Source organism: Mycoplasma sp. CSL10137 (assembly GCF_017116845.1).
In the GTDB taxonomy this organism is placed as follows: Bacteria; Bacillota_I; Bacilli_A; order Mycoplasmatales; family Metamycoplasmataceae; genus Mycoplasmopsis.
On the sequence record NZ_JAFIRE010000003.1, the window covers coordinates 92,241 to 117,964 of the forward strand.

The 25,724-nt window shown below is 25.5% G+C and carries 15 protein-coding genes and 1 rRNA gene; 6 read left to right on the forward strand and 10 right to left on the reverse strand.

Translation table 4 applies throughout. The features are described from left to right. Nucleotides 1-41: 41 nt before the first annotated feature. The 3 genes from JXZ92_RS02265 to rrf form a co-directional block, all read right to left on the reverse strand. On the reverse strand, nucleotides 42-623 hold the full coding sequence (locus JXZ92_RS02265) for an FMN-dependent NADH-azoreductase (protein ID WP_205852163.1): 582 nt from the start codon (nucleotides 621-623) through the stop codon (nucleotides 42-44). A gap of 94 nt (nucleotides 624-717) precedes the next feature. Then, nucleotides 718-1,827, reverse strand: a complete 1,110-nt coding sequence (locus JXZ92_RS02270; RefSeq protein ID WP_241006948.1) for a DnaJ C-terminal domain-containing protein — start codon at nucleotides 1,825-1,827, stop codon at nucleotides 718-720. Between the two features lie 70 nt (nucleotides 1,828-1,897). After that, nucleotides 1,898-2,003, reverse strand: a 5S ribosomal RNA gene (gene rrf, locus JXZ92_RS02275). A gap of 502 nt (nucleotides 2,004-2,505) precedes the next feature. Here rrf and msrB point away from each other — a divergent pair. The 3 genes from msrB (at nucleotide 2,506) to JXZ92_RS02290 (ending at nucleotide 6,046) form a co-directional block, all read left to right on the forward strand. Continuing rightward, complete coding sequence (gene msrB, locus JXZ92_RS02280; protein WP_205852164.1) at nucleotides 2,506-2,928, forward strand: peptide-methionine (R)-S-oxide reductase MsrB; 423 nt, start codon at nucleotides 2,506-2,508, stop codon at nucleotides 2,926-2,928. Between the two features lie 66 nt (nucleotides 2,929-2,994). Then, entirely contained in the window at nucleotides 2,995-4,926 is a 1,932-nt protein-coding gene (locus JXZ92_RS02285) for a type IIA DNA topoisomerase subunit B (RefSeq protein ID WP_205852165.1), read from the forward strand. 88 nt (nucleotides 4,927-5,014) lie between these two features. Beyond that, a complete protein-coding gene (locus JXZ92_RS02290) occupies nucleotides 5,015-6,046 on the forward strand; it encodes an endonuclease (RefSeq protein WP_205852166.1) in 1,032 nt (343 codons plus the stop codon). Nucleotides 6,047-6,505: 459 nt separating this feature from the next. Here the strand turns inward: JXZ92_RS02290 and JXZ92_RS02295 are convergent, their stop codons facing one another. From JXZ92_RS02295 to JXZ92_RS04230, 7 genes are all read right to left on the reverse strand, one after another. Further along, nucleotides 6,506-7,480 carry a ribose-phosphate pyrophosphokinase gene (locus tag JXZ92_RS02295; protein ID WP_205852167.1) on the reverse strand — a complete coding sequence of 325 codons (975 nt, stop codon included), beginning with the start codon at nucleotides 7,478-7,480 and terminating at the stop codon, nucleotides 6,506-6,508. A gap of 96 nt (nucleotides 7,481-7,576) precedes the next feature. Then, nucleotides 7,577-8,533: an ABC transporter ATP-binding protein gene (locus tag JXZ92_RS02300; RefSeq protein ID WP_205852168.1), complete on the reverse strand. Its 957-nt coding sequence runs from the start codon at nucleotides 8,531-8,533 to the stop codon at nucleotides 7,577-7,579. Next, nucleotides 8,533-16,563, reverse strand: coding sequence for an ABC transporter permease (locus tag JXZ92_RS02305; RefSeq protein WP_205852169.1), 8,031 nt, complete (start codon nucleotides 16,561-16,563; stop codon nucleotides 8,533-8,535). Before JXZ92_RS02305 ends, JXZ92_RS02300 begins: the two co-directional genes overlap by 1 nt. 141 nt (nucleotides 16,564-16,704) lie before the next feature. Next, a complete protein-coding gene (ftsH, locus tag JXZ92_RS02310; RefSeq protein ID WP_205852170.1) occupies nucleotides 16,705-18,720 on the reverse strand; it encodes an ATP-dependent zinc metalloprotease FtsH in 2,016 nt (671 codons plus the stop codon). A 22-nt stretch (nucleotides 18,721-18,742) separates the two neighbouring features. Beyond that, nucleotides 18,743-19,630 (reverse strand): tRNA lysidine(34) synthetase TilS, encoded by an 888-nt coding sequence (gene tilS / locus JXZ92_RS02315; protein WP_205852171.1) that lies wholly within the window; start codon nucleotides 19,628-19,630, stop codon nucleotides 18,743-18,745. After that, nucleotides 19,614-20,168: an aminoacyl-tRNA hydrolase gene (gene pth / locus JXZ92_RS02320; protein WP_205852172.1), complete on the reverse strand. Its 555-nt coding sequence runs from the start codon at nucleotides 20,166-20,168 to the stop codon at nucleotides 19,614-19,616. The genes tilS and pth overlap by 17 nt, the downstream gene beginning before the upstream one ends. Further along, a complete protein-coding gene (locus JXZ92_RS04230; RefSeq protein ID WP_205852173.1) occupies nucleotides 20,168-22,576 on the reverse strand; it encodes an ATP-dependent RecD-like DNA helicase in 2,409 nt (802 codons plus the stop codon). The genes pth and JXZ92_RS04230 overlap by 1 nt, the downstream gene beginning before the upstream one ends. A gap of 251 nt (nucleotides 22,577-22,827) precedes the next feature. Here JXZ92_RS04230 and JXZ92_RS02330 point away from each other — a divergent pair, with 251 nt between their 5' ends. From JXZ92_RS02330 to JXZ92_RS02340, 3 genes are all read left to right on the forward strand, one after another. After that, nucleotides 22,828-24,246, forward strand: coding sequence for a DnaA ATPase domain-containing protein (locus JXZ92_RS02330; protein WP_205852174.1), 1,419 nt, complete (start codon nucleotides 22,828-22,830; stop codon nucleotides 24,244-24,246). 143 nt (nucleotides 24,247-24,389) lie between these two features. Beyond that, complete coding sequence (locus JXZ92_RS02335) at nucleotides 24,390-25,511, forward strand: DNA polymerase III subunit beta (protein WP_205852175.1); 1,122 nt, start codon at nucleotides 24,390-24,392, stop codon at nucleotides 25,509-25,511. Next, nucleotides 25,511-25,723 (forward strand): RNA-binding S4 domain-containing protein, encoded by a 213-nt coding sequence (locus JXZ92_RS02340; RefSeq protein ID WP_205852176.1) that lies wholly within the window; start codon nucleotides 25,511-25,513, stop codon nucleotides 25,721-25,723. Before JXZ92_RS02335 ends, JXZ92_RS02340 begins: the two co-directional genes overlap by 1 nt. Nucleotide 25,724 lies beyond the last annotated feature (1 nt).

Below are 25,724 nucleotides of genomic sequence, written 5' to 3' on the forward strand. Positions count from 1 at the left end.
CTAGATATTTTTAAATCTAGATTTTTAAAATACCAATTTTATTATAATTTATCAATAATTTCTTTAAATTCGTTAACACGTGATTTTGCATAAGCAACACGATCACCGTTGATTAGATCCGGCATTTTTGTTCCATTAACTTTTATGAAGTTAATAGTTTTTGCACCTACAAATTTGAAAGCTGAACGTAATCATTGATTTTGTAATGATTCTGTTCCTTCTGCTTGAGGACCACCTTGTGAACTAACGATAACAACATTTAAATTGTTTAATAATCCAACTGGATTTCCGTCTTTTGATAATTTATATGAAAAAGTTTTATCAGCAACAGCAATTGCATCTATAAAGTTCTTAACAAGTGTTGGAACTGTAAAATTAACAACTGTAGATGATAATACTAATAAATCTGTTTCTTTTAATTTGTTTATTCATTTATCTGAATTAACATCAGCGTAAAATGATGGAAAATGTGTTTGTGATAAATGTGTTTTATCAAATTCTGAACCTGATAAATTAATTCTTTCAGGGTTTTCTACAACCTTTTCAAATTCGTTTAATAATGTTGTTGTGTATGATCCTTCGTTTGTGAAGAATGCACCGTCTAAAAATAATACTTTTTTCATTTAAAATCCTTTCATTTTTAATAATTAAATTATACATAAAAAAATAAAAAAACACATAAAAAGTATCTTTTTAATGTATTTTTTACATCTTTTCTTATTTTAAGGTATTATTAACATTTTTTACAAAATCATAATTTGTTTTATCTTTTATATCTTCAAAAACTTTGTTAATCTTTTTATTATCACTTCTGCCTAAATCAGGAATAATAATATTTATTTGAATTCTTAAATCACCAGTTCTTGTTGAGTTCATCATACCTTTTCCGGGTATTTTTATTATCTTACCATTTGAATATGATTTTTTCATCTTAATTCTGGTTAAACCGTGTGGAGTAGGTACATCAACTTCATTTTCCATGAAAATATCAATAAATGAAACGTCAAAGTTTAAATATAAATCTAATCCATCACGTTTAAAATAAGGATGTTCTTGAACATATATTTGTAAATACAAGTCTCCTGGTCTTCCGCCGTTATAACCTTTCTCTCCAAAACCTTCAGCTTTTATAACTAAATTATTAGATGCTCCTTTTGGTATAGATATATTAACAACTTTTGAACTTTTTGTATATTTTTGACCTTTACATAAAGTACATTTATCTGTTATTATTTTTCCTAGACCATTACATGTCGAACAGACAACTTTTTGTATTTGTCTACCAAAAAAAGAATTAAATTGTTTTGTTTCAGCACCTGTACCATTACATGTTGAACAAGTTTTATAAGAACTTTTATCTTTTGCACCTGTACCAGAACATTGTAAACACAATTCGTATTTATCTAATTTTTCCTTAAACTGAACACCATTAAACGCTTCCATAAAAGTAATAGTTTTATAAGCTTGTTTATCATTTCCTTTTCTAGGCTCGTTACTATTTCTTTGACTTCTTCTAGAGTTGAAACCACCACCAAAAATATTTTCGAAGATATCTTCAAAACCTCCGAATGAAGATTCGTCAAAACCTCCTGCTCCAGCTCTTCCTTGTGCAGCATCAGCTCCATATTGGTCATATATCTTTCTTTTCTCATCGTTAGATAAAATCTCGTAAGCCTCATTAATTTCATGCATTTTTTGGTCACTTGTTCCATCTTTCAATTTATCAGGGTGATATTTTTTAGCTAAACTTCTATATGCTGTTTTTATTTCTGCTTGTGTTGCGTCTTTTTTTACACCTAATGTTTCATAATAATCTTTTTTACTCATAATCTAAATTTTAGCATAATAATAATTTATTTGCTAATAAATAATATATATTAACTAAAAAAGGGTATAAAAAAAGCAGCTCCCTATTTTCACCAAGTGGCTATCGTCGGCGTAAAGAGGCTTAACTACTGAGTTCGGAATGGTATCAGGTGGACCCTCTTGCTATTGCTACTGATAATAGTATACACTATAAATTTAAAAACCAAAAAAATTTTTATTTTTTTTATTATTTTAATTTGATTACACAAAGCGAAAATATTTTGAATATGTCAAAATAAACGATCATAGTAAATGTAAAGATATAATTTTCTAATTTTGTTATTAATTTCTTTTTACTTATATATATTGTTCTAATTGAACACTTCACTTCATTCGTCGATTAAAATTATGATATTAAATTTTAAACGATTTTTTGATTTGTATTGGATGAAATCACTTCCTTTTTATATTAATATACAAAATAAGATAAGAGGGAAGATAATAATATGCAAAGTATTCCTTAAAAATAAAATTTTAAATTTTTACTTGATCTTTTTATATATGTTTTATGTTACAAGAAAAAGTTTAAACTTTGTTTTTATAACAAGTAATTTTGCAAGTGATTAAAACCTAAAAGAGAGATATTAAATAATTTTTGTATAATTAAAAATTAATTATAATTCTTGTTTGAGGAGACATATGGATAAAAAACTAAAACATTTAACTGAGTTGCAGTACAAAGTAACTCAAGAAGGTTATACCGAAAAACCTTTTGATAATTTATATGACAAACATTTCGAAAAAGGGATTTACGTTGATATAGTTGATGGTACACCATTATTCATATCAACAGATAAATTTGATTCAGGATGTGGTTGACCAGCCTTTAGTAAACCTATAAATAACGAAATTATAAAAGAACTAGAAGATAATTCATATAACATGAAACGCACTGAGGTCAAGTCAAAAAATGCAAATTCTCACCTAGGACACGTTTTTTCAGACGGACCAAAAGAATTGGGTGGTTTAAGATATTGCATTAACTCTGCATCTCTTAAATTTATACCTTTTGAACAAATGGATCAAGAAGGTTATTCAGAATACAAAAAATACGTTAAATAATTCTTAACGTATTTTTTGTATTCTTTCTTTATTGAAATTAAGTAAAAAATAACATATAATTTAGTTATGATAAAAAACCAATATGATGCAAATAGTATTACAAAATTAGAAGGATTGGACCCAGTTAGAAAACGTCCTGGAATGTATATCGGAGGAACCGATGTAAATGGATTACATCACCTAGTATGAGAAATAGTCGATAACGCTATTGACGAATCTCTTTCAGGTTTTGCTAACCATATAAAAGTTATATTACGAAAAGATGGTTCGGTATTAGTTTCAGATAACGGTAGAGGTATACCTGTTGATAAGAAAAAAGGTGAAAACAAAACCGCAGTTGAAATTGTATTTACCGACCTACATGCGGGTGGTAAATTTAATTCTGGTACATATAAAACCGCAGGTGGTTTACACGGTGTCGGATCAACGGTAGTTAATGCTTTATCTACCAAACTAATTGTAACTGTTTCAAGAGATAAAAAAATATATAGAACAGCATTTGAACAGGATAAAATAATTGAAAGAACACATGTGATTGGAAATTCAAAAGAAAACGGAACGACTGTAGAGTTTTGGCCAGATTATAAAATTTTTAAAAAGGCTAAATTAAACATTCATACAATTTCTGAAAGATTACAAGAAAGTGCTTTTTTAGTTTCTAACTTAAAAATTGAGGTTTTAGAAGAAGAAACTAATTTTCACGAAATATATCAATATAATAACGGAATTAATTCTTTTTTAAATTTTATAAACGATGGTAAACAATATCTCACAAATCCCGCTTCTTTTAAAGAAGAAAAAAAAGATATTGAAGTAGAATTCGGATTTCAATGAACAGATTCATACTCAAATGTAGTGTTAAGTTTTGTAAATAATGTTAAAACAAGAGATGGTGGAACTCATATTAAAGGACTTGAGAGAGGGTTATTAAAAATAATAAATGAATATGCTCAAAAAGAAGGTTATTTAAAAAATAAAGCTAATTTTGAGTTGAACGATATCAAAGAGGGTTGAACTTGTATTTTATCAGTTAAAATACCTGAAAACATCCTCGAATTTGTGGGTCAAACAAAAGATAAATTAGGTACACCTGAAGCAACCGGTGTTGTTGAGGATATAGTTTATAAACATATAGGTCTCTGGCTTTATGAAAATAAATATCAAATGAACCGCGTTTTAGATAAAATCAAAAACGCGTATGAAATTAGATTACAACAAAGAAAACTTAAGGATGATGCGAGAGTTTCCAAAAAGAAATTAAAAGAAAAAAGCGTAATAAGCGATAAATTAACTCCTGCAACGTCAAATAAATCATCTGAAAAAGAATTATTTTTAGTCGAAGGAGACTCTGCTGGAGGTTCTGCTAAAAGTGGGAGAGATCGTAAATTTCAAGCTATCTTACCTCTACGTGGTAAAGTAATTAATGCTGAAAAAAGTCAAGCATTAGATTTACTTAAAAATAACGAAATAATAACCATTATAAACGCTATTGGTGCCGGGTTTGGTAGTGATTTTGATGTTAACAAATCTAATTATAATAAAGTTATTATAATGACCGATGCTGATACTGATGGTTCCCATATACAAATATTATTATTAACTTTTTTCTATCGATTCATGAAACCTTTAGTAGAAAAAGGGATGGTTTATATTGCCATTCCGCCACTATATAAAATTACTAATAAGACCAAAAAAACAATACAGTATGCTTGAGATGATGAAGATTTAAATAGGATAATTGAAAATCAAAAAAATATAGAATTACAAAGGTATAAAGGTTTAGGTGAAATGAACGCAGATCAATTGTGAGACACCACAATGAATCCTGAAACACGTACATTAATAAAAGTTACAATAGAAGACGCTAGTTTAGCAGAACGAAGAGTAAGTACTTTCATGGGTAAAGATGCTTCAAAACGTAAAATATGAATTGATAAAAATGTAAACTTTACACAAGAAGATACTGAATTTATGGAAAAAATGAAAAACATAAATTAGAGTGATATATTAAAATGCACTCTTTTTTTACTTTTAATTCCGTTAATAAATATATACATAGTATAATAAAATTAGGAAACGAGGTCAAATGACATTTAAAAAACTTTTTAAAATAATTGGTTTAACTATTGCTAGTTCTAGTTTACCAATTATCGCTATATCTTGCAATAGTTCAAAAGAAGATAATTTAGAAAATAAAGTATCTAAAAATAAAGAATCAAAATCAACAACCGAACAATCAAATACACCAGAATCTAATTCAACTAGCGAAGAAACAAAAGAATCAAACGAAGATAATTTAAATATTTCAAAAAAATATGTGTACGATGATACAAATGATTATTATAAAAGCGCAGATGGTTTATCAGGCCAAGAATTACTTAATGAAATAACTAGAATTCAAAAATCACACATGAAAGGTATCGGAACTTATAACGATCTAAAAAAACTTTATAACACAACAAACGCCTTTAGAGATATTTATTTTGAAAAAGATGACACTATATTAGATGTATACTCTGAAAATCCAGACGGAGAAGATCCGTATAATTTTAAAGAATATATGACTAAAAACGGCGGGAGAGAAGGTGATGGTACTAATAGAGAACATATAATTCCTCAATCATGATTCAATAAAGAAAGTCCATTAAGAAATGATGGTCAATTTGTATGACCAACTGATATAAAAGTTAATAATAGAAGAAGTAATTATCCGCACGGTAATGTTGTTGAAGCATCTTACACTTCACAAAATGGATCTAAATTAGGTACTGATAGTCTTAAACAAACTGTTTTTGAACCTGTAGATAAATTTAAAGGAGACATAGCTAGAGCATATTTATATTTTATTGCAACATATAACGATAAAAATATCTTAAATAGAAATAGTATTTTCAAAAATAAATTCCCTTACATAGATGCATTTTTCCTAGATGTATATAGAGATTGAGATAAAAATGATACAGTAGACATCTTTGATATTACAAGAAACAATGAAACAGCAAAATTCGAAGAGATGAGAAACCCTTTTATCGATTATCCTAATTTATACGAAAATATTTTTGGTGAAAATCCTAAACCATTCCATAATAAGGGTGTTTTAGTTTCAATTCATGAATAATACGTTAATCGTATTATTTTTTAATCTAAAAAATAAGTAAATATATTATTATAAACTATTTTGTTTTAATTTAAAAAAATGATTAAAAAAGGTAAAAAATATGAAAAACAATAAAAAATAATAAATTTTTAGCATTTTCGGTGTGAATATTATATAATAATGTTCCAAGCTTAGCAATAGGTTTGGTACATTCCTGGCTAATTCTTACATAATAATTAGTCATAGTTTAAAAATTTAAAATATTTTAGTTTTTCTTTCTTGTTTATTTTTAAAGGTCAAATACTCTCTCTTTCTCGCCTTTATAAATTTCAAATAAAATAATAGTAATTATTATTACTCTTTTTCCTTAGTTTTTAATTAGTCAGGAATTGTAAACAGTATTTACATTTTATTAATAAGCTCCTTTAATTAGGAGTTTTTTTAAAACCCACTCATTTTTAATATGAGTGGGTTTTACATCTACATTTTAGAGATTAAAGTTCTATAATCTTGATAAATTTGAGAAATACTTTCATCTTCAAACGAAGCCTTTATAACTTTCGATAAAAATTCTGAAAGAGAAATTATTTCTAATTTTGTAAATCTTGATGCTAATTCATAATTATCAATACTATCTGTAATAATTACTTTTTCGACATTTGGGTTGTTTTCAAACATTTCAAATCCTTTTGTGAAAATTCCATGTGTTGCAGCTACAACAACTTTTTTTGCACCATTTTCCTTTAATGTATCAACAGCCTTCAAAATAGTTCCACCTGTATCAATAATATCATCAATAATAACGGCATTTTTATTTTCTATATTACCAAGAATACCCATAACCTCAGTTTTATTTACGTCGGTTCTTCTTTTATCAATAATACAAATTTGAACAGTGTCAGCAATTAATTCTGCTAATTTTCTTGCTCTAACAGTTCCACCGTGATCCGGAGAAACAACAGTGAATTTTTCTTTCATATCTTTAAGTGCAATAGCAATAGGATATTGCCCTTTTAAATCATCTACAGGTATATCAAAAAAACCTTGTATTGATGGGTTATGTAGATCTACACATGTTATCTTTGTTGCTCCTGCAGTTTGTAATAAATCAGCCATTAACTTAGCACCTATTGGTTGTCTACCACTTGCTTTACGATCTTGCCTTGCATAACCATAGTAACTTAAAATAATATTAATAGATTTAGCGCTTGCTCTTTTTAATGCATCAATAAAAAGTAATAATTCAATTACATTTTCGTTTACTGGTCTGCTAGTACTTGCGATCACAAAAACATCCCTATTTCTTACAGTTTCACCCGGAACTAACATTGTTTCTCCATCTGCATAAACTGTTCTTTCAACTTTTGAAAGTGGCAACTGTAGTAATTCTGAAACTTTAGTTGCTAACTTAGTAGAATTATTCATTCCGAATAATACACAATCTTTTTTATTCATTTACTTCTTTTTATTCCTTTTTCTTAATATTACAACTATATTTTACAATAAAAGCAAAAAATAAACGCAACTTTATAAAATAGTTACGTTTATTAATTATTCTTTTCAATCTAATAAATTTGGATGGGTCGGATTGCTGTTTATAGTTTCTCCGGTTATCTTACCATTTCTTACATGTATAACTTTATCAGCTATACGCTCTATATATTGGTTATGAGTAACCATAACTATTGTAATTCCATACTTTTTATTAATATCATATAAATAACTTAAAACTAATTTAGTAGTTTTATCATCTAGAGCACCGGTAGGTTCGTCTGCAAAAATAATATCTGAATTTTTAGAAAGAGCTCTTAAAATAGAAATACGTTGTTGTTGACCACCAGACATTTGTGAAGGATATTTATTTTTTACATCTTCCATATCAAAATCTTTAAACAATTGGTCAATATTTAATCTTTTTTCTTTGTTTTTTTGCAAATAAGCCCCTGTTTCAACATTATCGTAACCAGATAAATTTTGTAATAAATTATAGTTTTGAAATATAAAACTAACGTTTTTTCTTCTAAATAATGTTAATTGTAAATCGCTTAAATAAGGTAGGTTTGTATCAGAAACAATAATGTTTCCGCGAGAAGGACGATCTAAACCACTAATTAAATTTAATAATGTCGATTTACCTCCTCCTGATTTACCAAAAATCATTACAAATTCACCTTTATTAATACTTAGAGAAACATTTTTCAAAACACGAGTTACGGTGTTACCTGATAAATAATATTTACTTACGTTTCTAACTTCAATTATTTTACCTGGGTCATTTTTTAATGTTTTGAATTCATCTTTAGGTCTTCTTTTATTTGCTGCCCTATTAAGCTTTCTTGCAATTGCTCGATCAACAATCATTTTTGAATTCTTAGAATCTGAATCAAGAACTTCAAAAACATTTTTACGAGTAATTTTTTGATTTAAATTTTTTTTAGAAACAACAATAGGTTCTGAAGTGTTAATCTCTGAAGTTGATTCTATATTTTTATCGTTTTTTTCAGTCATTATTTTCCTTTCAATAAGTCAATGGCTTTTATTCTATTTATATTAAATCATGATAAAACAGCTGTAAGCACAAATATGCTTAATACTACCGTGCTTGTTAATAATATATTTAATGGCGACAATATTAGTGGAATTGAAATTGATGCCGCTGTAGTTAAGAAGGAAGTGAATACTACCATCATACCAAAAGCAATTGGCAATGATATTAAAATTGAAATTATTATAAATGGCACATAAATACCAAAGAACATTTTTATTTTTTCTTTACTGTTGTAACCTAAAATAGATCAAATAGCAATATTTTTCTCATTTTCATTAATTAATATTGTTGAAATAATAATTAATATTATTATAGAAATAATAAAACTTAAAGACGAAACAATTGTAACAATTGTCTGAACTGTTTTTGCAATATTTAAAGTAAATGATACTTCAATATCTTTAGAATCTATTGTATAGGCCGACGGAACATAAAGTTTATCCTCAAAAATATTTGCAAACTTTTCAATAGAATCAGCGGCCGCTGTTGTTTTTACTCTATTATATACGGATGCAAAATTATCGGTTTTTTTATTAAAGTTTGGATCTAAAAATTTTACAATATCATAAATATCATATCCTAGTGAAACCATAGCACTATCTACTAAGTTATTTGGTAATACTTCCTTAGAACCAAAAATACCATCAAATAAATCGTTTAAATCTTGTTGTGTTAATGATTTTGTTGAAAATGAATTAGCACTAGGTGAATAACCACTTAAAGAGTATAGCCCTGTAGACCATAATAATTGAATAGGTAATTTATGTCTAGATAAGATACCATTAAATTTATAATCTTCTGGATTTAAGTTACTAATTAATGATGCATATTTAGTATTTTTTATTTTTTCAAATTTTGAATCCACTAAATCTGTGATTCCAGTAATTTTATCCGCTGCATATTTAGGAATAATAAATTCATTATTGATATATGTTGGATTAATTGCATAAACTTTAAATTTATAATTATTTAATTGTTCTTCTACAGGTTTATTTAACAATTCATTGAATTTTGAAGTATATCTATTTGTTGTGTTTAAAACCTTTAAATTAACGATATCTCCAATATCCAATTTATATTTTTCTTTTGAAACATAATTAATAATTAAAGGTATTGGTTTAGAAACGTCTTTACCTTGATTTTCAAATATTTTATTAATATCAACAAGTAAATTAGAATCATTTTGATCTATTATTTTAATTTGCTTGCTATCTTCATTATAACCATATAATTTGATTTTTTCATCATTAATAACACTATCGACATAAGTGTATATCTCATCAAATCTTTTGTCAAAATAAATACCATTAAACGAAACCATAAAATCAAAATCTTTATTTATTTTATAAATTTCGTTATACGCATTGACTAAAAATTCACGATATTCGTCTCTGTATTTTGATGTAGTTATATTTTCATGTGTGTAAGCTTTTTCTACATCGTTTCATTTCATGTAGTAAAACTTACCTTTAATTACATCATTATTATCTGGAACATAAAGGAAAAAGTTTTTAATACCTTTTTTTCTAGTTTTTTCAACATCAACTTTAGGTGTATCATTTGCATTTTGTTGTTCTTTAAAAACAATATCTTTTTGTGTCAACATTAATGCATACCCAACATTATCATGCGATTTTATAACTCTAGATTTTTGAGAATCAGGTAATGAATTATAAACAACTTCAAAAGGATTAATAGAGACTGCCGAATCAACTGTTATATTAACAGAGAATTGGGTAATTAGGTGACCATCAAGTGGATTAGGGATACCGTTTTTGTTTATACCATCTTTATTTATGTTTATCTCTTCAGAAACACCAGATTTGAAATAATCAGCATTGTATGAACTAATTTCTTTAACATCACCGACTGGAACATAAATATTATTACCAATATTTTGAGGATCTATCGTATTAATAGGACCGCCTTGATCTGTCGGTGAAACTAAATCAAATTTATAATTATATGATCTATTTTTGTAGGTATCTTGAATAGATTTTTCAAATACACCAAATGTTGCAAAACCAAACGTTGTGGTTATACTTGCTAAAACAACACTTATACCAAATGAAGTTAATTTTCAAAAACTATTCAACACTAAAGAGGCTCCAAATTTAGTTTTAACGCTTCGTCCTTTAAATAATGAAATATATTTTTTATAAAATTCACCAGTATTTAATTCTACTATTCCGGACATTAAATCAATTGATTTATATCTTAAAGAACGCAGAGAAATAGTAATTATTAAAAGTGACATAGATAATAAAGGAACAACAATGTTAACTATTAATGATAAAGGTGAAAAATCAAGAGTTTCTATTGGTATTGTTCAATAATTTTTAAGTATTTTTAATGAAACTGATTGCATTAAGAAACCAGTTATATATCCAAGTAAATTACCAGTAAAAATTGTAAAGAACGCAAAAACTACCATAGAAGCAGATATTTCTAAAGGTGTATAACCTTGAGCTACTAATATACCAATAACTTTATTTTTATTTGATATATATCTTTTAATAATAAATACTATCGATACCACAACAAGTGTTATCAAAATAATTAATAGTATAGTAGAAACCTTTGAAACTGAGTTGATTATAACTTCAATAGCGGTAATTCTAATACTACGCTCAGGATTGATTGGATCTAGCTCATTATAAAGAAAGACTCTTTGTAAATTAACAGTATTATCAATTTTTGATTGAACAAATATTTCTAATTCATTTTTAAGTTCTTCATTAGTTAGCCCACTTAGATTAGTATCATTTTTAACTGTTAAATATTCTTTAACTAAATTACCAGCATTCGCTTTTCTAATTCTATCAAAACCTTTATCGTTAACGTAAACTATCGCTTGATCTTCGACATTCAATTGAATATTATTTTCATCTTGAATAGGGTATAGATAATCAAAAGTTATATCATCACCTACAATTATATATTTAGAACCATTGATGTTTAATAAATATTTATCAGGTAATGAGTTAACAAGTTCTAATAATTCAATTGGATCTTTAGGAATAAAACCGTTATAAATTTCTTTATTATTTCTAGATAAGAAAGCGTAATTTACTTTTGCTAAATATGATGATGGTTGATCAAAAACAAGTATATTATTGATTTTTGTCAAGGAGGTTATTGAATTAACTAATTTAAATATATCATCAACTAAATGAAGTTCAAAAATATTATATAACTCTGGATTTTTGTTTGTCTTATTAATTAAATCAACAAATAAGTCATTATCCAAGGCAATACTGTAAGTTAAATCACTTTCAATAGTAGGAATAATAACGTTTTCACTGAAAAAGGAATTTATAAATTTGTACGTTGACTCTTCCCCTTTTGAAAGTAATTCTTCTAAGTCAATTGTTTTATTAATCAAGAAATATCCAATATTAGAGTTATTGATTGCGCCTTTATTATCTCTACTTACGTCTGTTAATAATCATAAAACAACTTGTGGGTATTTTAATGTTAATAAAGGATTTATTAAAACATCTGAAATCCCAAGTTTTTCAATAGAATTAAATTTATATTCAGAGTTTAATAATTTATTGATTTTGTCTATATTCTCATAAATATATTTATTTGAAAAGATTTTGTGAATCAAATTATCAACAACTATAGAATGTAAATTATTATATCTTAATGTTTCGCCATCAATTTGATCGATATCACTATTTAATTTTGAGTACAATTTAGATGCACCAATATATGAAAATTGTTGTGAAAGCGCAAATTCATTTTCTTTGAAGAAAGTTTCGAATTCAGGAAATTCAATAATTAAATTAGCAAATAATTCATTTTTATATCTATTGTTTTCTTTTACAAAAAGCTCATCATTAATTTTAAAAGAATTAGATAAACCTCTTGTAATACCAAATTTAGTTTCTTCAGCTAAAGCAATATTTGCGTATGGTTCAAATAATTTAAAGGAATTAATATATTCTAAAATTTTATCATTATTAGCAAGTGATAATAATTTATCAGCAAACTCCATTTTTCTTTCGATAGTAATTTTAGAATTTTCAATTCCAAATAAATCAAATCAAATTTTAAATATTGGATAAAAATCTTTTAAGTAATTAAAAGAACCTTCTTTTAAAGTAATGAATTTACCTAAAGTTTTTGATATCAAACTATGAATTAAATTTTTATCAATATTTTGATAAAAAGCATAAAAGTTATATAAAGATGATAATGACTCGTTAAATTTACCATTTAATAAATGTTGTTTATTTAACTCAAACGAATTAACAACATCTGTTCAAACCTTTATTTTATTTTTAAATTCTGGGCTTGTAATATCTGTATCTTTGTTTCAATCAAAAATAAAATTTGCTACATTTTTATCATTGCTTGTAAGCTTTTCTCATTCAAATACTTCGTTTTTTTGAATTTTATTAATTAAATTATGTATTTGACTAAAATAATCACCTGATTCAAGCCTCGCAACTTCTGATGGATTATTTTTAGTATCAATATTCTTGTCGTTTTCGCTTAATAACCCAAGTAAATCAAAGTAATCTAGTTTTTCAGAGTCGTTTGAAGGAATTATTAAATACTCATTTTCTCCTATTTCAACACTCGAACCTTTAAAGGATAGGTTAAGCATATTAGCTATTTCTGTCTTAATACGTTTATTAGAACCTGGAAGATGAAATAAACTTTTTATAATAGAATAAATTATATCTGAAGTATTTAAGGAACCTGCTAAGTAATATCTTGTTACTTCAACATAATCATCAAATAATTTATTATATTCTGTTGCTTGTATATCAAACGGAAGTACTTTTATTTTGCTTTCCATTGTTTCTATAAATACATTTAAATCAAATAATTTAATAAAAAATTTTAAACCGTTAATTGTATTTTCAAATTTTTTCCCGTCGTTGTTATTGTTAACATCTATTAATTGGACTAAATCAATTATTTTAGATGGAATATTTCCAAATAGACTTTTACTAATATTTTTTAATGATTCTTCGTTTTTTAATAACGAAGTATCAATATTATCTAAAATATTAATCAAGCTTGTTTTTAATAATTTTTGATCTATCGACTTTAATAATGATATGACTATTTCGAAAACACTTAATTTTCTTTGTCTTACAATACCATTATTATCTGTTTCACCTTTATTATATTTGTTTTGAAAAAAATCTTCCATCTGATCAGTAAACTTAATAAAGTCAATTGATTTTATTAAGTTGATAATATTATCAATAAATAAGATTGGATCTTTTGAAATTTTTGCTATTAACGAAGTATTTATAACATCGTTTATGTTAAATTGAGAAAATAAACTAAATAAATTAAATAATTTACTTAATTCTGCCGCTACATACTCTTTTCTTATTTCTTCTGGTTGTTTATTAATGTATTCTTTTGCTTTTTGGAATATATCAATCAAAAACTTTTTGAAGTAATCACCTTTTTCATTGTGTGACATAACATAAATACCATCTAAAATCATTTTAGGTAATACTATTAAATTGATTTCACCACTTGAAAATATTTTAGCAAAATCGTTTTTATCAAAAGCTGTTTGTATAGCTTCTGTAAAAGCATAAATTGTCTCTTTCTGTATAAATCCATTTCTAACTATATCTGTTTTAAGAAAATTCTTTTCAATTTTTTCAACAGCTAATTTAAGTGTATTTTGTGTTAGAGCTTGGTTAAAAGATTCGGTTTCTGGACCTCTAAAACCAAAAGGTACATAAACATTATTTTTATAATTTGGAGAAATTTCGGCCCAAACAGGTTTGTTTATTTCTACTTTTAAGGTTAAACTATGTTTTCTTAAAAAATTTAAAAAATCTTGATATAAAATTAATCCGTCGTTAGCATATTCATCGCTATATTTGGAATTAATTCAACCAACTATTTGACCACTTTTATTATATTCTGGAGATAATAAATTAATAATATAATTATTATTTTTATCTTTTGATAAAGATATACCAATTTCAGCGAAAACATTATATTGATCAAATCCTAAATTAGCGTCATTTCTATAAAAAGCTAATTTATAAACTTTTTGTTTTACAACATTAACTTCGTTATTCAATTTATTAACAAAAACTACATTGTCAAAAGAAAAATCCGGACTAATATATTCATTATGAGGCAATATATTATCAAAAGATTGCTTAATAATTACAGAAGCAACATAAGGTGGTATTTCTTTACTTCTAAAATATTTAGCTATATCTTCTGAAATATTGTTTATTGGTGTAGGTTTTGATTGTTCATTTACTAATAAATCGTTATTATTTTGTATTCCATCAATCGTTCTGTTTGAATCTCCTAAATTCACAAAATGATAAACTTTTTTACCCTCGTTGTCATTAAATGAATCTATTGTTATCGATTCTCTAATACCTATATTTTGCGATGTTACCTTTTTTTCTGCAAAATTATAAATTTCTTTTTTTACAATTTCTAAGGCTCCGTCTTTAATTTTTTGAATCGCGTTTTTAGCAACATCTTTATCGGTTAGCTTAGTATATATATCATTATTTAAAGTGGGTATTTTTTCAATTTGTAAAATAGTTTTATACTCTCTTAAACTTCCGTAATTAGAAAAGTCTTTATTAAATAAAGAGAATTTAAAATTTTGAGGTTGTAATGATGGTTCTGATAATGTTATATTTTTAGTATTAATTTCATCGTAAGAAATATTTGGATATTGTTCACTAAGTAAAGTCATTTTATCAGATAGTTTTACTTGACCATTGTCATTATAATAATTTGATGTATAAACTAAAATTTCTTTGTTTCAGTATGAAAATTTACTAAAATCTAAAGGTAATTGTCCGCCATTTTCTATAATCAAACTTTCAACATAACTTTTATAAGCACCACTTCACTTATCCGCACTACCTTCAACAAAAGTTGTTTCATATAATTTTCTATTATAAAATGTCTTTTTTGTTAATTTAACTGCTCATTCAAGTGGTATTACGTATTCTTGTCCTTTTTTAAAAGTAATCTTTTCTTTTATAAAATAATTTACAGAATCACTACCAAAAAGATCCGCATAATTAATATTTTGTTTTAAATTTGTTGAATCGTAATCGTTCTCATTTGCGGGCTTGTTATACAATTGTGGTGATATACTATCATCAATCATATAAACATAATCACTATTTTTAGATTTTTTTAATCCTAATAATTGTAGCGTCTTATCTTTATCAAGTCTTATGACTTGAACCGTCTCATCTCACTGATCTTTCTTCAAAACGTCAAATGTCATTTCGTGTGTATCAGGGTTAATAAACAATGATTGTAATTGAGAAAATAAATACCCTTCAGGATTGCTTGAAATTAATAAAACGTCAGATAAAGTATATTGTTTATCAAAACGAAATTCTTTATTGGTATTTATTGTTTTTGTCTTAGTTGATGGAACAAAACTACCGTTTGAGTCAACAGAATAAAGAGGATATGTTATATCATTTTTAAATACTAATTTTTTGTCATTTTCTGAATAGTCTAAATATAATAAGTCTTGGGACTCATTTGAAAGTTCAGAATTATAACTATTAATCAAATTTTTAAAATCATGACTTAGTAAATATTTGTTTCTTAAATTTACATCTATTTGGTCATTTTGAAAATTATTTAATTTAATATATTTTTGGTTAATTAATTCAAAATTAATAGCATTACTTTGTTCGGTAGAATTTTTTTCTTCGTACCGAATTGATTTATCATAACTAGGTCCACCCTCAGATCTTGTTAGACCATTAATAAAATAACCATCATTAAAAGCATTACCATTAGTAGGTAAATTTAAGTCTACTGTTAAATCATGTTTTTTTGAAACTGCTTTATATTTATCAAATTGCTTTTGAATACCTTTAGAAGTATCATTAAGCATAGTGAAAATAGCTGAAGTTAAGAAAATAAGTATTGTTAAACCCGCTACTGTAATTTTATTTTTAAATAGCGACCTAAAAACTTCTCTAAAAAGTTTAATCATATTTCTCCTTTTATAATGATAGTTTAAATTATATATATTTTTCTAATAAATTTAATAGTAATAATAAGGTGTAAAAAAAGAGGTGTTCAAACCTCTTTTTTATTCTTTTATGCCTTGTGTGTAGGCTTATAAGTTTAAACTTTAATTATTATTATCTTCTGACCTATCACTTGTGGTTTTTATTAATTCGTCTAAACTTAGTGTATTTTCTTCATTTATAGACTCTTCAGAAACTGTTTCAGGTAATTTAAGATTCTTAGCTATATAATCAATTTCTTCGGCTATAATTGTTTCTTTTTCAAGTAATGATGTTTTTATCAATTCTAAAAGTTCCATATTTTCATTGATAATTTTATGAGCATGATTTTGTGCTTCTAAGATAATTTTTCTAATTTCTAAGTCAATTTCATGGCTTATTTGATTTGATAAACTACTATTTGTGGCTAAAGTTTTCCCTAAGAAAGGACTACCTTCTTCGCTTTGATATTTAATTGGTCCTAAGTCACTCATCCCAAACTCTGTAACCATTCTTCTTGCTATATTTGTGGCTTTTTCTATATCATCAGATGCACCGGTTGAAATTTTATTTTTACCATAAATAATCTCTTCAGCTGCTCTACCACCCATAAAACTTGCTATCGAAGCAAGCAACTCTTCTTTAGAATAGTTGTATTTTTCGTTTTCGGGCATCATAAGATTATAACCACCAGCCTGACCTCTAGGTATAATAGTAATTTTTTGAACTTTGTTTCCACCGGGTGTTTTTAATCCAACAACAGCATGTCCGGCTTCGTGATATGCAACAGAAGTTAATTCTTCCTTTGTAATTGTTCTTGATTTTTTAGCAGGTCCTGCCATGACTCTATCAATTGCTTCATCAATTATTGATAAAGTTATCAAATTAGTTTTTTCTCTAATAGATAATAAGACCGACTCATTTATTACGTTTTCTAATTGAGCACCCGAAAAACCTGGTGTTCTTTTAGCAATATTTTTAAAGTCAATATCTGGAGAAAATCTTTTCCCTTTAGCGTGTAATTTTAAAATTTCAGCTCTTTCTGATACATCAGGTAAACCAACTGTAATTACCCTATCAAAACGACCTGGTCTAGTTAAAGCCGGATCTAAAACGTCAGTTCTATTTGTAGCCGCAACGAATAATAATCCAGAATTTTCCTTTATACCATCCATTTCAACTAACAATTGATTAAGTGTTTGTTCTCTTTCGTCGTGGCCTCCACCTATACCAGAACCACGAGTTCTACCGATAGCATCTAACTCATCAATAAAAACAATTGCAGGAGAATTTTTTCTAGCTTCCGCAATAACTTGTCTAACTCTTTTTGCACCCATTCCAACAAAAAGCTCTACAAAACTAGATGCAGAAACAAAATAAAATGGAACGTTAGCTTCACCGGCGGTAGCTTTTGCTAATAGAGTTTTACCTGTCCCTGGAGGACCACCTAAAAGAATTCCGCGCGGCATTCTAGCACCAGATTCTTCATATTTTTTTGGAAATTTTAAGTAGTCTACTATTTCAGAAATTTCTTCAATAGGCTCTTTGTTCCCTGCTACATCACTAAATTTTTTATCTGATTTGATTATTTGGGCAGGACTTTTATCACCAAAAGCTCCTCCGCCTTGACCGTTCATTGATCTCATTTGATATCTAGTTAATAACACAATTGCACCTATTAAAATCAAAGTCGGTACTAAAGATATAAAGAATGAACCTCACATACTTTGGGACGGAGTTTTTACTGATGATAAACCAATTAATGATTCGGAAGTTTTTGATAAGACTTCACTATTAGCACCTAAAAATGAATTATTAATTAATTCTGAAGATTGAGTATCAGAACCACCTAAAACAATTTTAAGCAAACTCAAAGATCCGTAAGTTTGAAAAGTTTTTAAACCTAATTGTCCATCATTAAAGGACCCTATTATTGTATTTTCGAATTGGTTTACGTTTATACCAATAAAATATTTGTCGTCACCTTCATTTGCAGCTGCTTCTTTAAGCTTATCAGCTAAAGCTGTAAGTGAAATTTGTTCGTATTTTTGACCAGAAGTCAATTGACTTCAAACAAAATAAATAATAATGCCTAAAACAACAACGAACAAAATACCTGTTCATATTTTTTTATTTCTCATTTATTCCTTTCATATATGTTATTTAAATTATAGAGTTTTTTATAAATAATTTTCAATTTTTTTTACTCAAATAAAAATTATTATTTAACTTATAAATTTTATTATTTGTTTTAGATAAAATAAATTTTATAATACTATTTATCTTCTGATTCGATAAATTTATTTCATGATTATTTTCGTTTAAGAATTTAAAAAGAACTTCATGTTTATATTTTAATGACCTAAAAAAATCAATTGAAAAATCTTTCTTTTCTCATTCATAATATTCTTTGTATATTTTGTATTTTTTAAACTTTAAAAATGAATTTTTAAAAATTATTTTGGCTAATAAAAATAATTTGTAAATTTTATATTTCTTTTTTAATACATTTCTTATTTTATTACGTGAGTATTTATTTGTTAAATTTGTACAATCAATATGAAAAGGAATTTTTTTAGATAGACATTTATTTTCTATTGTACTTTTAAAATACTTAAACAATAACGGTCTAATAATATTCATTCCATAAATATTATTTGTTCTTTTTATTCCGTAATATAGTGGTTTTCTACCACTATTAATTTGTAATATAGAAGTTTCTAAAAAGTCATCTATATTATGCGCAACTAATAATACATCACATTTTTTCTTATCATAAATTTCTTTAAAAAATGAGTACCTTTCATTTCTTGCTCATTCTTGAAAATTTCCTGAAATATAATCTTCCTTTTTTAATTCAAGAATTTGTAAATCTATATTGTTATCGAAACAAAAATTTTTAACTATTTTTTGGTCCTCATAACTATCTTTTCTTTGATTATAATTAACGTGTGCTACAACAACGTTTTTGTTTTTAAATTTATTCAAAAGAAACATACTATCCGGGCCGCCAGAAACAGCAATTAAATATTTTTTATTTTTTGTTAACATTGAATTTGTTCATTATTGTATAAATATCATTAAAACCAAAAGAAATTGCTGTTTCAGCCGCTAAATCAATAATAGGTAAAATTTTTTCCATTTCGCTTGAAGAAAATTTACCTAAAACAAAATCTTTAAGTTGACCTTGATGAGGAGCATTAATACCAATTTTCATTCTTTTAAAATCTGAGGTACCCAAATTATCTATAATGCTTTTAACACCATTATGACTGCCTCCACTACCACCTATTTTTATTGTTGCTTTTGATAAATCATAATCTTTATCATCATGAATAATCATAATATCAGTACTATCTATTTTGAAAAAATTCTTTAATTGTTGAACGAAAGTACCTGATAAATTCATATATGTCATAGGCTTTGCAATAACTATGTCATCAACTTTAACAAAAACTCCGTTAAATTTTTCTTTGTTTAATTTAACATTTAATTTTTCACAAATTCTATCAATAATTAAAAATCCAACATTATGTCTAGTATATTTATACTCTTCTCCTGGATTTCCTAAACCAACTATTAATTTCATTATTCCTCCAAATCTAAAAATTCTTGCATATTTGTTATTTTATGTTCTTTTTTTGAAAACCTGTTAACAAAAATTGATGAATAAATATTATCATTAAGCGCAAAAATAGTTAAATCTTTTTTTGCTCTAGAAACAGCGGTATAAACAAGCTTTCTGTTGAGCATTCCTGAATGTTCTTTATAAACCACAAAAATAACAGATTCATTTTCACTTCCTTGAAATTTATGTACGGTTATAGCATATGCTAAATTAATTTCTGCCGAAAAATCTTCTTTAGTATATTTAACATCTATTTCTTTTTCACCGATTTTAAATTTAACAAAAATTTCTTTTTCTGCTTTAGTTTCATCAATATAACTAATAACACCTAAATCACCGTTAGAAATGCCTATTTCGTTTTTGTTAACTAGTTGTATCACTTTATCTCCGACTTTATATTCAATAGTTTCTCCATTAATTTTAGAAACATGAACAACCTCTCCGTTTGGATTATATTTATTTTGAATAGCTTTGTTAATAGAATTAATACCAAAACTACCTCTATAAATAGGACACAATATAACTGTATTAAAAATTCCATACTTGTTAACTTTTTCAATAAATAATGATGATAAATCATCAAAAGGTTTTTTACTATTTCAAACGTTAACTTGATTTCCTGTAAAACCTTTCGCTATATATTCAATCCACGAATCAGAAAAATTATAAACAAATTCTTTATACGTATTTTCCGGATTTAGTAATAATTTTTGTTTATAATATTCAATAATTTCTCTGTCAGAAATAAACTCTATAAGTTTCTTGTTTATGAAAAATTTAAAAAAATCGATAAAATAAGGGTTTTTCAAATCTCCTAAAGCATTTATAAAATTTATATAATTTTTTATCTCTTCGGAATCACTTCGATAAATTTTGTTTAAGAAAACACATGGTATTTTCTTGCTTTCAATTAAATCATTTAAAATCACACCCGGTCCGATTGCAGGCAATTGATTAGAATCACCTATTAATATTAATTTTTGTAAATTGGAACAAGCTCTTAAAATTTTATAGAAAATATTAATATTCACCATGCTAAATTCATCTATAACTAAAATTTTAATATTATCAAAATCTATATCAGAAGGAACTTCCTCTTTATCATTTTTTATCTTTAAAAAACTATGTATTGTTCTGGTTGAAATTCCGTGTTTACTTGAAATATTTGAGGCTGCTCTACCCGTAGGTGCTAAAATATAAAAATCGTTTTCTTCTTTAAAATCATTTAATTTTAAGGTGCTATAAATGTGTTTTATTATTAAACTTTTTCCTGTGCCAGGCATACCGGAAATTATACTTACACCACAATCAGAAACCATTTGATATGCTATTTTTTGATCATCAGATAAATACTTTAATTCTTTTTGTGGTTCTTTTTGGAGAATTAAAACACTATTTTGATTAATAAAATTTATTTTGTCAACAATAAATTTTTCTTTCTCTCTCATTTCTATTCTTGAAACACAATTTTCTTTAATAAAAAGTTTACCATCTTTAATCTTGTTTATTATAAAACTATTGATTATTTCTTTAATTTCTATATCGCTTGATAAATTAGCAAATTTAATTACAGAAATAATCAAATCATTAATATTAATAAAAGTTGAATTATTTTCTTCCAAATTAAACATTGCGTAATCGATGTAAGCATAAATTCTCTGTTTTGAAAGGGTTTGATAACCTAAAAGTAAAGCGAATGTATCTACATCATTGATAGGTATATCATATTGTTCTCATAAATCGTATGGATTCTTGGATTTATATAACTCAATAAAATTTGGGTTCGAATCATTCTCGTGAATTTTTGTTAATAATGTAAATATTTTTTGTAAATCATTACCGAAAAAGAATTGGATGTTCTCTTGGTATTCTTTTGTGTTTTGATTAATCAAATCATTGATTTTTAGCATTTGCTTCTCGTTCTTCTTAAAATAACTCAATATCTTTTCGTAAGTATTCTTTGGAATTACTTTTAAAATTTCGATAGCTTTGCTTTCATCGAAAAAAACTTTTATAACATCTTTACCGAAAGCGTCTAATATTTTTTTACTTGTCGCTTTACCAACTGATGGTATTTTGTTAAGGTGAGTATTAATTTCAGAATTAATATCTATTTCAACTTTAACAGGAATATATTTAATCAATTTAAAATTTCTTTGTGCTTTTACAATTGTCACCTCATATTTTTTGTTTAGTTCAGGCATTTCTAATCCTGAACAATAAATCATGACATGTTCTCTTGAATTATCTTTTTTAAATTTAAAAAAACCTCAAGAGCCGTTATCTGGTCCTTTTAGTTTGTCGGTAAATTTTCCAATTAAAGTTTCGTCGTTTTTGTTTTTTGTTTCATCTTCTTTTTCGAATATCATATTATTAAATTATACATTTTTTTGTAAATTTACTTAACAAAATAAATATTGGTTTTCCACATATTTATACACATATTTATAACAAGGATAATAACATATTTATCAACATATTTTTAAATGTGTGGATAAATCTATAAAAACACTATATTATAGGCAAAAAAGTTGTTGATAACTTTATGAAAACTATGTTAATTAATTTTTACATAAATTATTAAGTTTTTAGAAAGTAAAAAAAGTTATAAAATTAGTATATGAATTTAATAAATAAATATTCAAAAGAAAACGAAGAAAACGTTTTATCAAACTATACTGAACAAGTCAAAAATTTTATGAAAGAACAAATAAATGATAATATGATTTGAAAAACTTTTATAAAAAATTTAAGTATAACTAGTTATGATCAAAACATGGTAAAAATATATATACCAAACGTCAATGAAAATATTTTAAAAGGTCATCAAAAAAACTTTGATGATTTATACCAAAAATGTATTATTAAAATTTTTGGTAATCAAGCAAAATACGAATTAACCCACATTAGTAAATCAGAAGAAACTAAAAAACTTATAAAACAAAAAATAGAAGATAGTATAAAAGCTAATATTGCTACGAAAGCAGAAAAAAATCAATTATTAAATAACTTTCAAACAAACTATACCTTTGATAATTATTTAAAACTAGATTTCAATAAAGAAGCCATAGATATATGTAAGTCTATAATAAATGACAATAATGGGTTTTATATACTATATATTTCAGGGTCATCAGGTTTAGGAAAGAGCCATTTACTACACGCTCTAGGAAACGAATTCAAGAACAATAATAAAAACGGTGTATATATAAGCCCTGAGTTATTTACAAGAAAAATTTCTGAAATGTATACAGAAAATAATTCCAAGAAGATTTCAAGTCTTTTAAATTTCTTTTCTAACTTGGATATAGTTATTTTCGACGATTTTCAAGTGTTTGCAGAAGGGCAAAAAAAACAAACAAAAAACTTTATATATCAAATACTTGATAACAGAATTCAAAACAATAAAATAACAATAATATCATCTGAAAATGAGCTATTCGAATTAGAAAATCAATTTGAAAATAAAATATATACAAGATTACAATCCGGATTAGTTACTAAAATAAACACGCCCACTGAAGAAGATATGAATAAAATGTTACTTTTCTTATTAGAACAAAGAAATTTTGATACATCCATTTTAGATAATAATTCAATAAATTATATAGTTAGAAATCATATTGGTTCTATAAGATCTTTAATAGGTGCTGCCAATAGAATAAATTTATTTAAAAGTTCTTTTAAAGAAAACGAATATGTAGAAGGTATTATTAAAAACATTTTTGAGAATGTTATAAAAAATAACGATAACATTTCTCACGAAAATATAATTAAGCACGTTGCAAAATATTATAGAGTAAGTTCAAAAGAAATATTAGGAAAATCTAGAAAAAAAGAAATAGTTATCGCAAGGCATTTATCAATAATAATGATAAAAAATATTTTAAACAAATCTTCTACGGAGATCGGTAAAATATTCAACAGAGATCATACAACTATTTTGAGTGCCTTAAATAAACTAAATGATGAGGCACAAGCTCTATCTATAAATAAAACTATGAACGAATTAAAAAAGGACATATATGGGAAAAAATAACTAGTTATTAACAATTAAATAAGTTGTGGATAACTTGTAAAAGTTAAAATAATTGTTAAAAAAGAGCATTTTTTCAACTTTTCAGTTATTTATTAACATATTAACAAAATATAATTATTTTAAAAAAATATTAAGGAGAAAACATGAATTTCACAATTAGTAAAAAAATAATAGACGAAGCAATAGAATTTTTATATTCGTTTATAGATCAAAGTGACTCTTATTTACCACAAAGAGGAATATATTTAGAATTAGATAACGAAAAATTAACATTAATAAGTACTAGTTCTTCTATTTCAGGAAAAAGAATAATTGAAGTTGATGAAAAAGATTTAAAAATAAAAAGAACAGGTAAAACACTATTAAATTCAATAATATTAAAAAATATAATTAAAAAATTTGATAAAGAAGTTACTTTTTCTGTTGAAGATAATGTTGTAAATATATTTGAGAATAAAACAAAATATACAATTACTCAATTAGATTATAATAAGTATCCTAAAATTAATTTTGAAGATACAGAGAATTCATTTGAAATAAGTTCTGAATTATTAAACAAAGTTATTAATGATGTTTACATATCAACCGCTCATTCAACAAATAACGAAAGATTAAATGTTGCTGTTTTTAGGTGTATAAATATAAGCAGTAAAAGTGATGGTTACTTAAGATTCTTATCTACTGATTCATATAGATTATCTACTGAAAAAATAAAAATTAACAAAATAAATGATATTAATATCAATATCGATGCTAAAAATTTAAAAAAATTAATAACAAAAGGTGTTCCGGAAAAAATAAATGTTTTCTACAATATTGATAAATTTGGAATTTCTTATGAAGGTTCAATTATACAAACATCAATATCAAAAATCAATTTTATTGATCTAAATAATTTATTAGAAATAAAATATAATAAAACTATTGAAATAGATAAGGATGAATTATTGAAATTAATAAATAAAGTTGTATTTCACAATACAGAAAAAGCTAAAAAATTACAATTTAGCATTTCTAAAAATTCTATAAATATTACTTTTGAAATACCCGAAATAGGAATTAGTGAAGTTTCTACTAACAAGCACAATTTAGTTGGAAAAGACTTTGAAATTGATGTTGATTATCAATTTTTAAAAGATGCGGTTTCTGTTTTATCAAGCGGAATTATAAAGTTATATATAACAGAAAATGATGATAAAATATATTTAATTTCTGAAAACGAAAAAGATAATATTCAATTAATAACACCAATTAGGAAGTTTTAATGATAGTAAAAATAAGAGATGAATCAATTAAATTAGGTCAATTTTTAAAGAAAATTAGAGAAATATCAACTGGTGGTGAATCTAAATATTTTTTACAAAATAATGATATTAAGATAAATGGTATAAAACCCGTGGGACGTTCAACTAAAATACATGTAGGTGATACTATTTGAATAAATGATACTTTAATAAAAGTTATTAAGGAAGATTAAA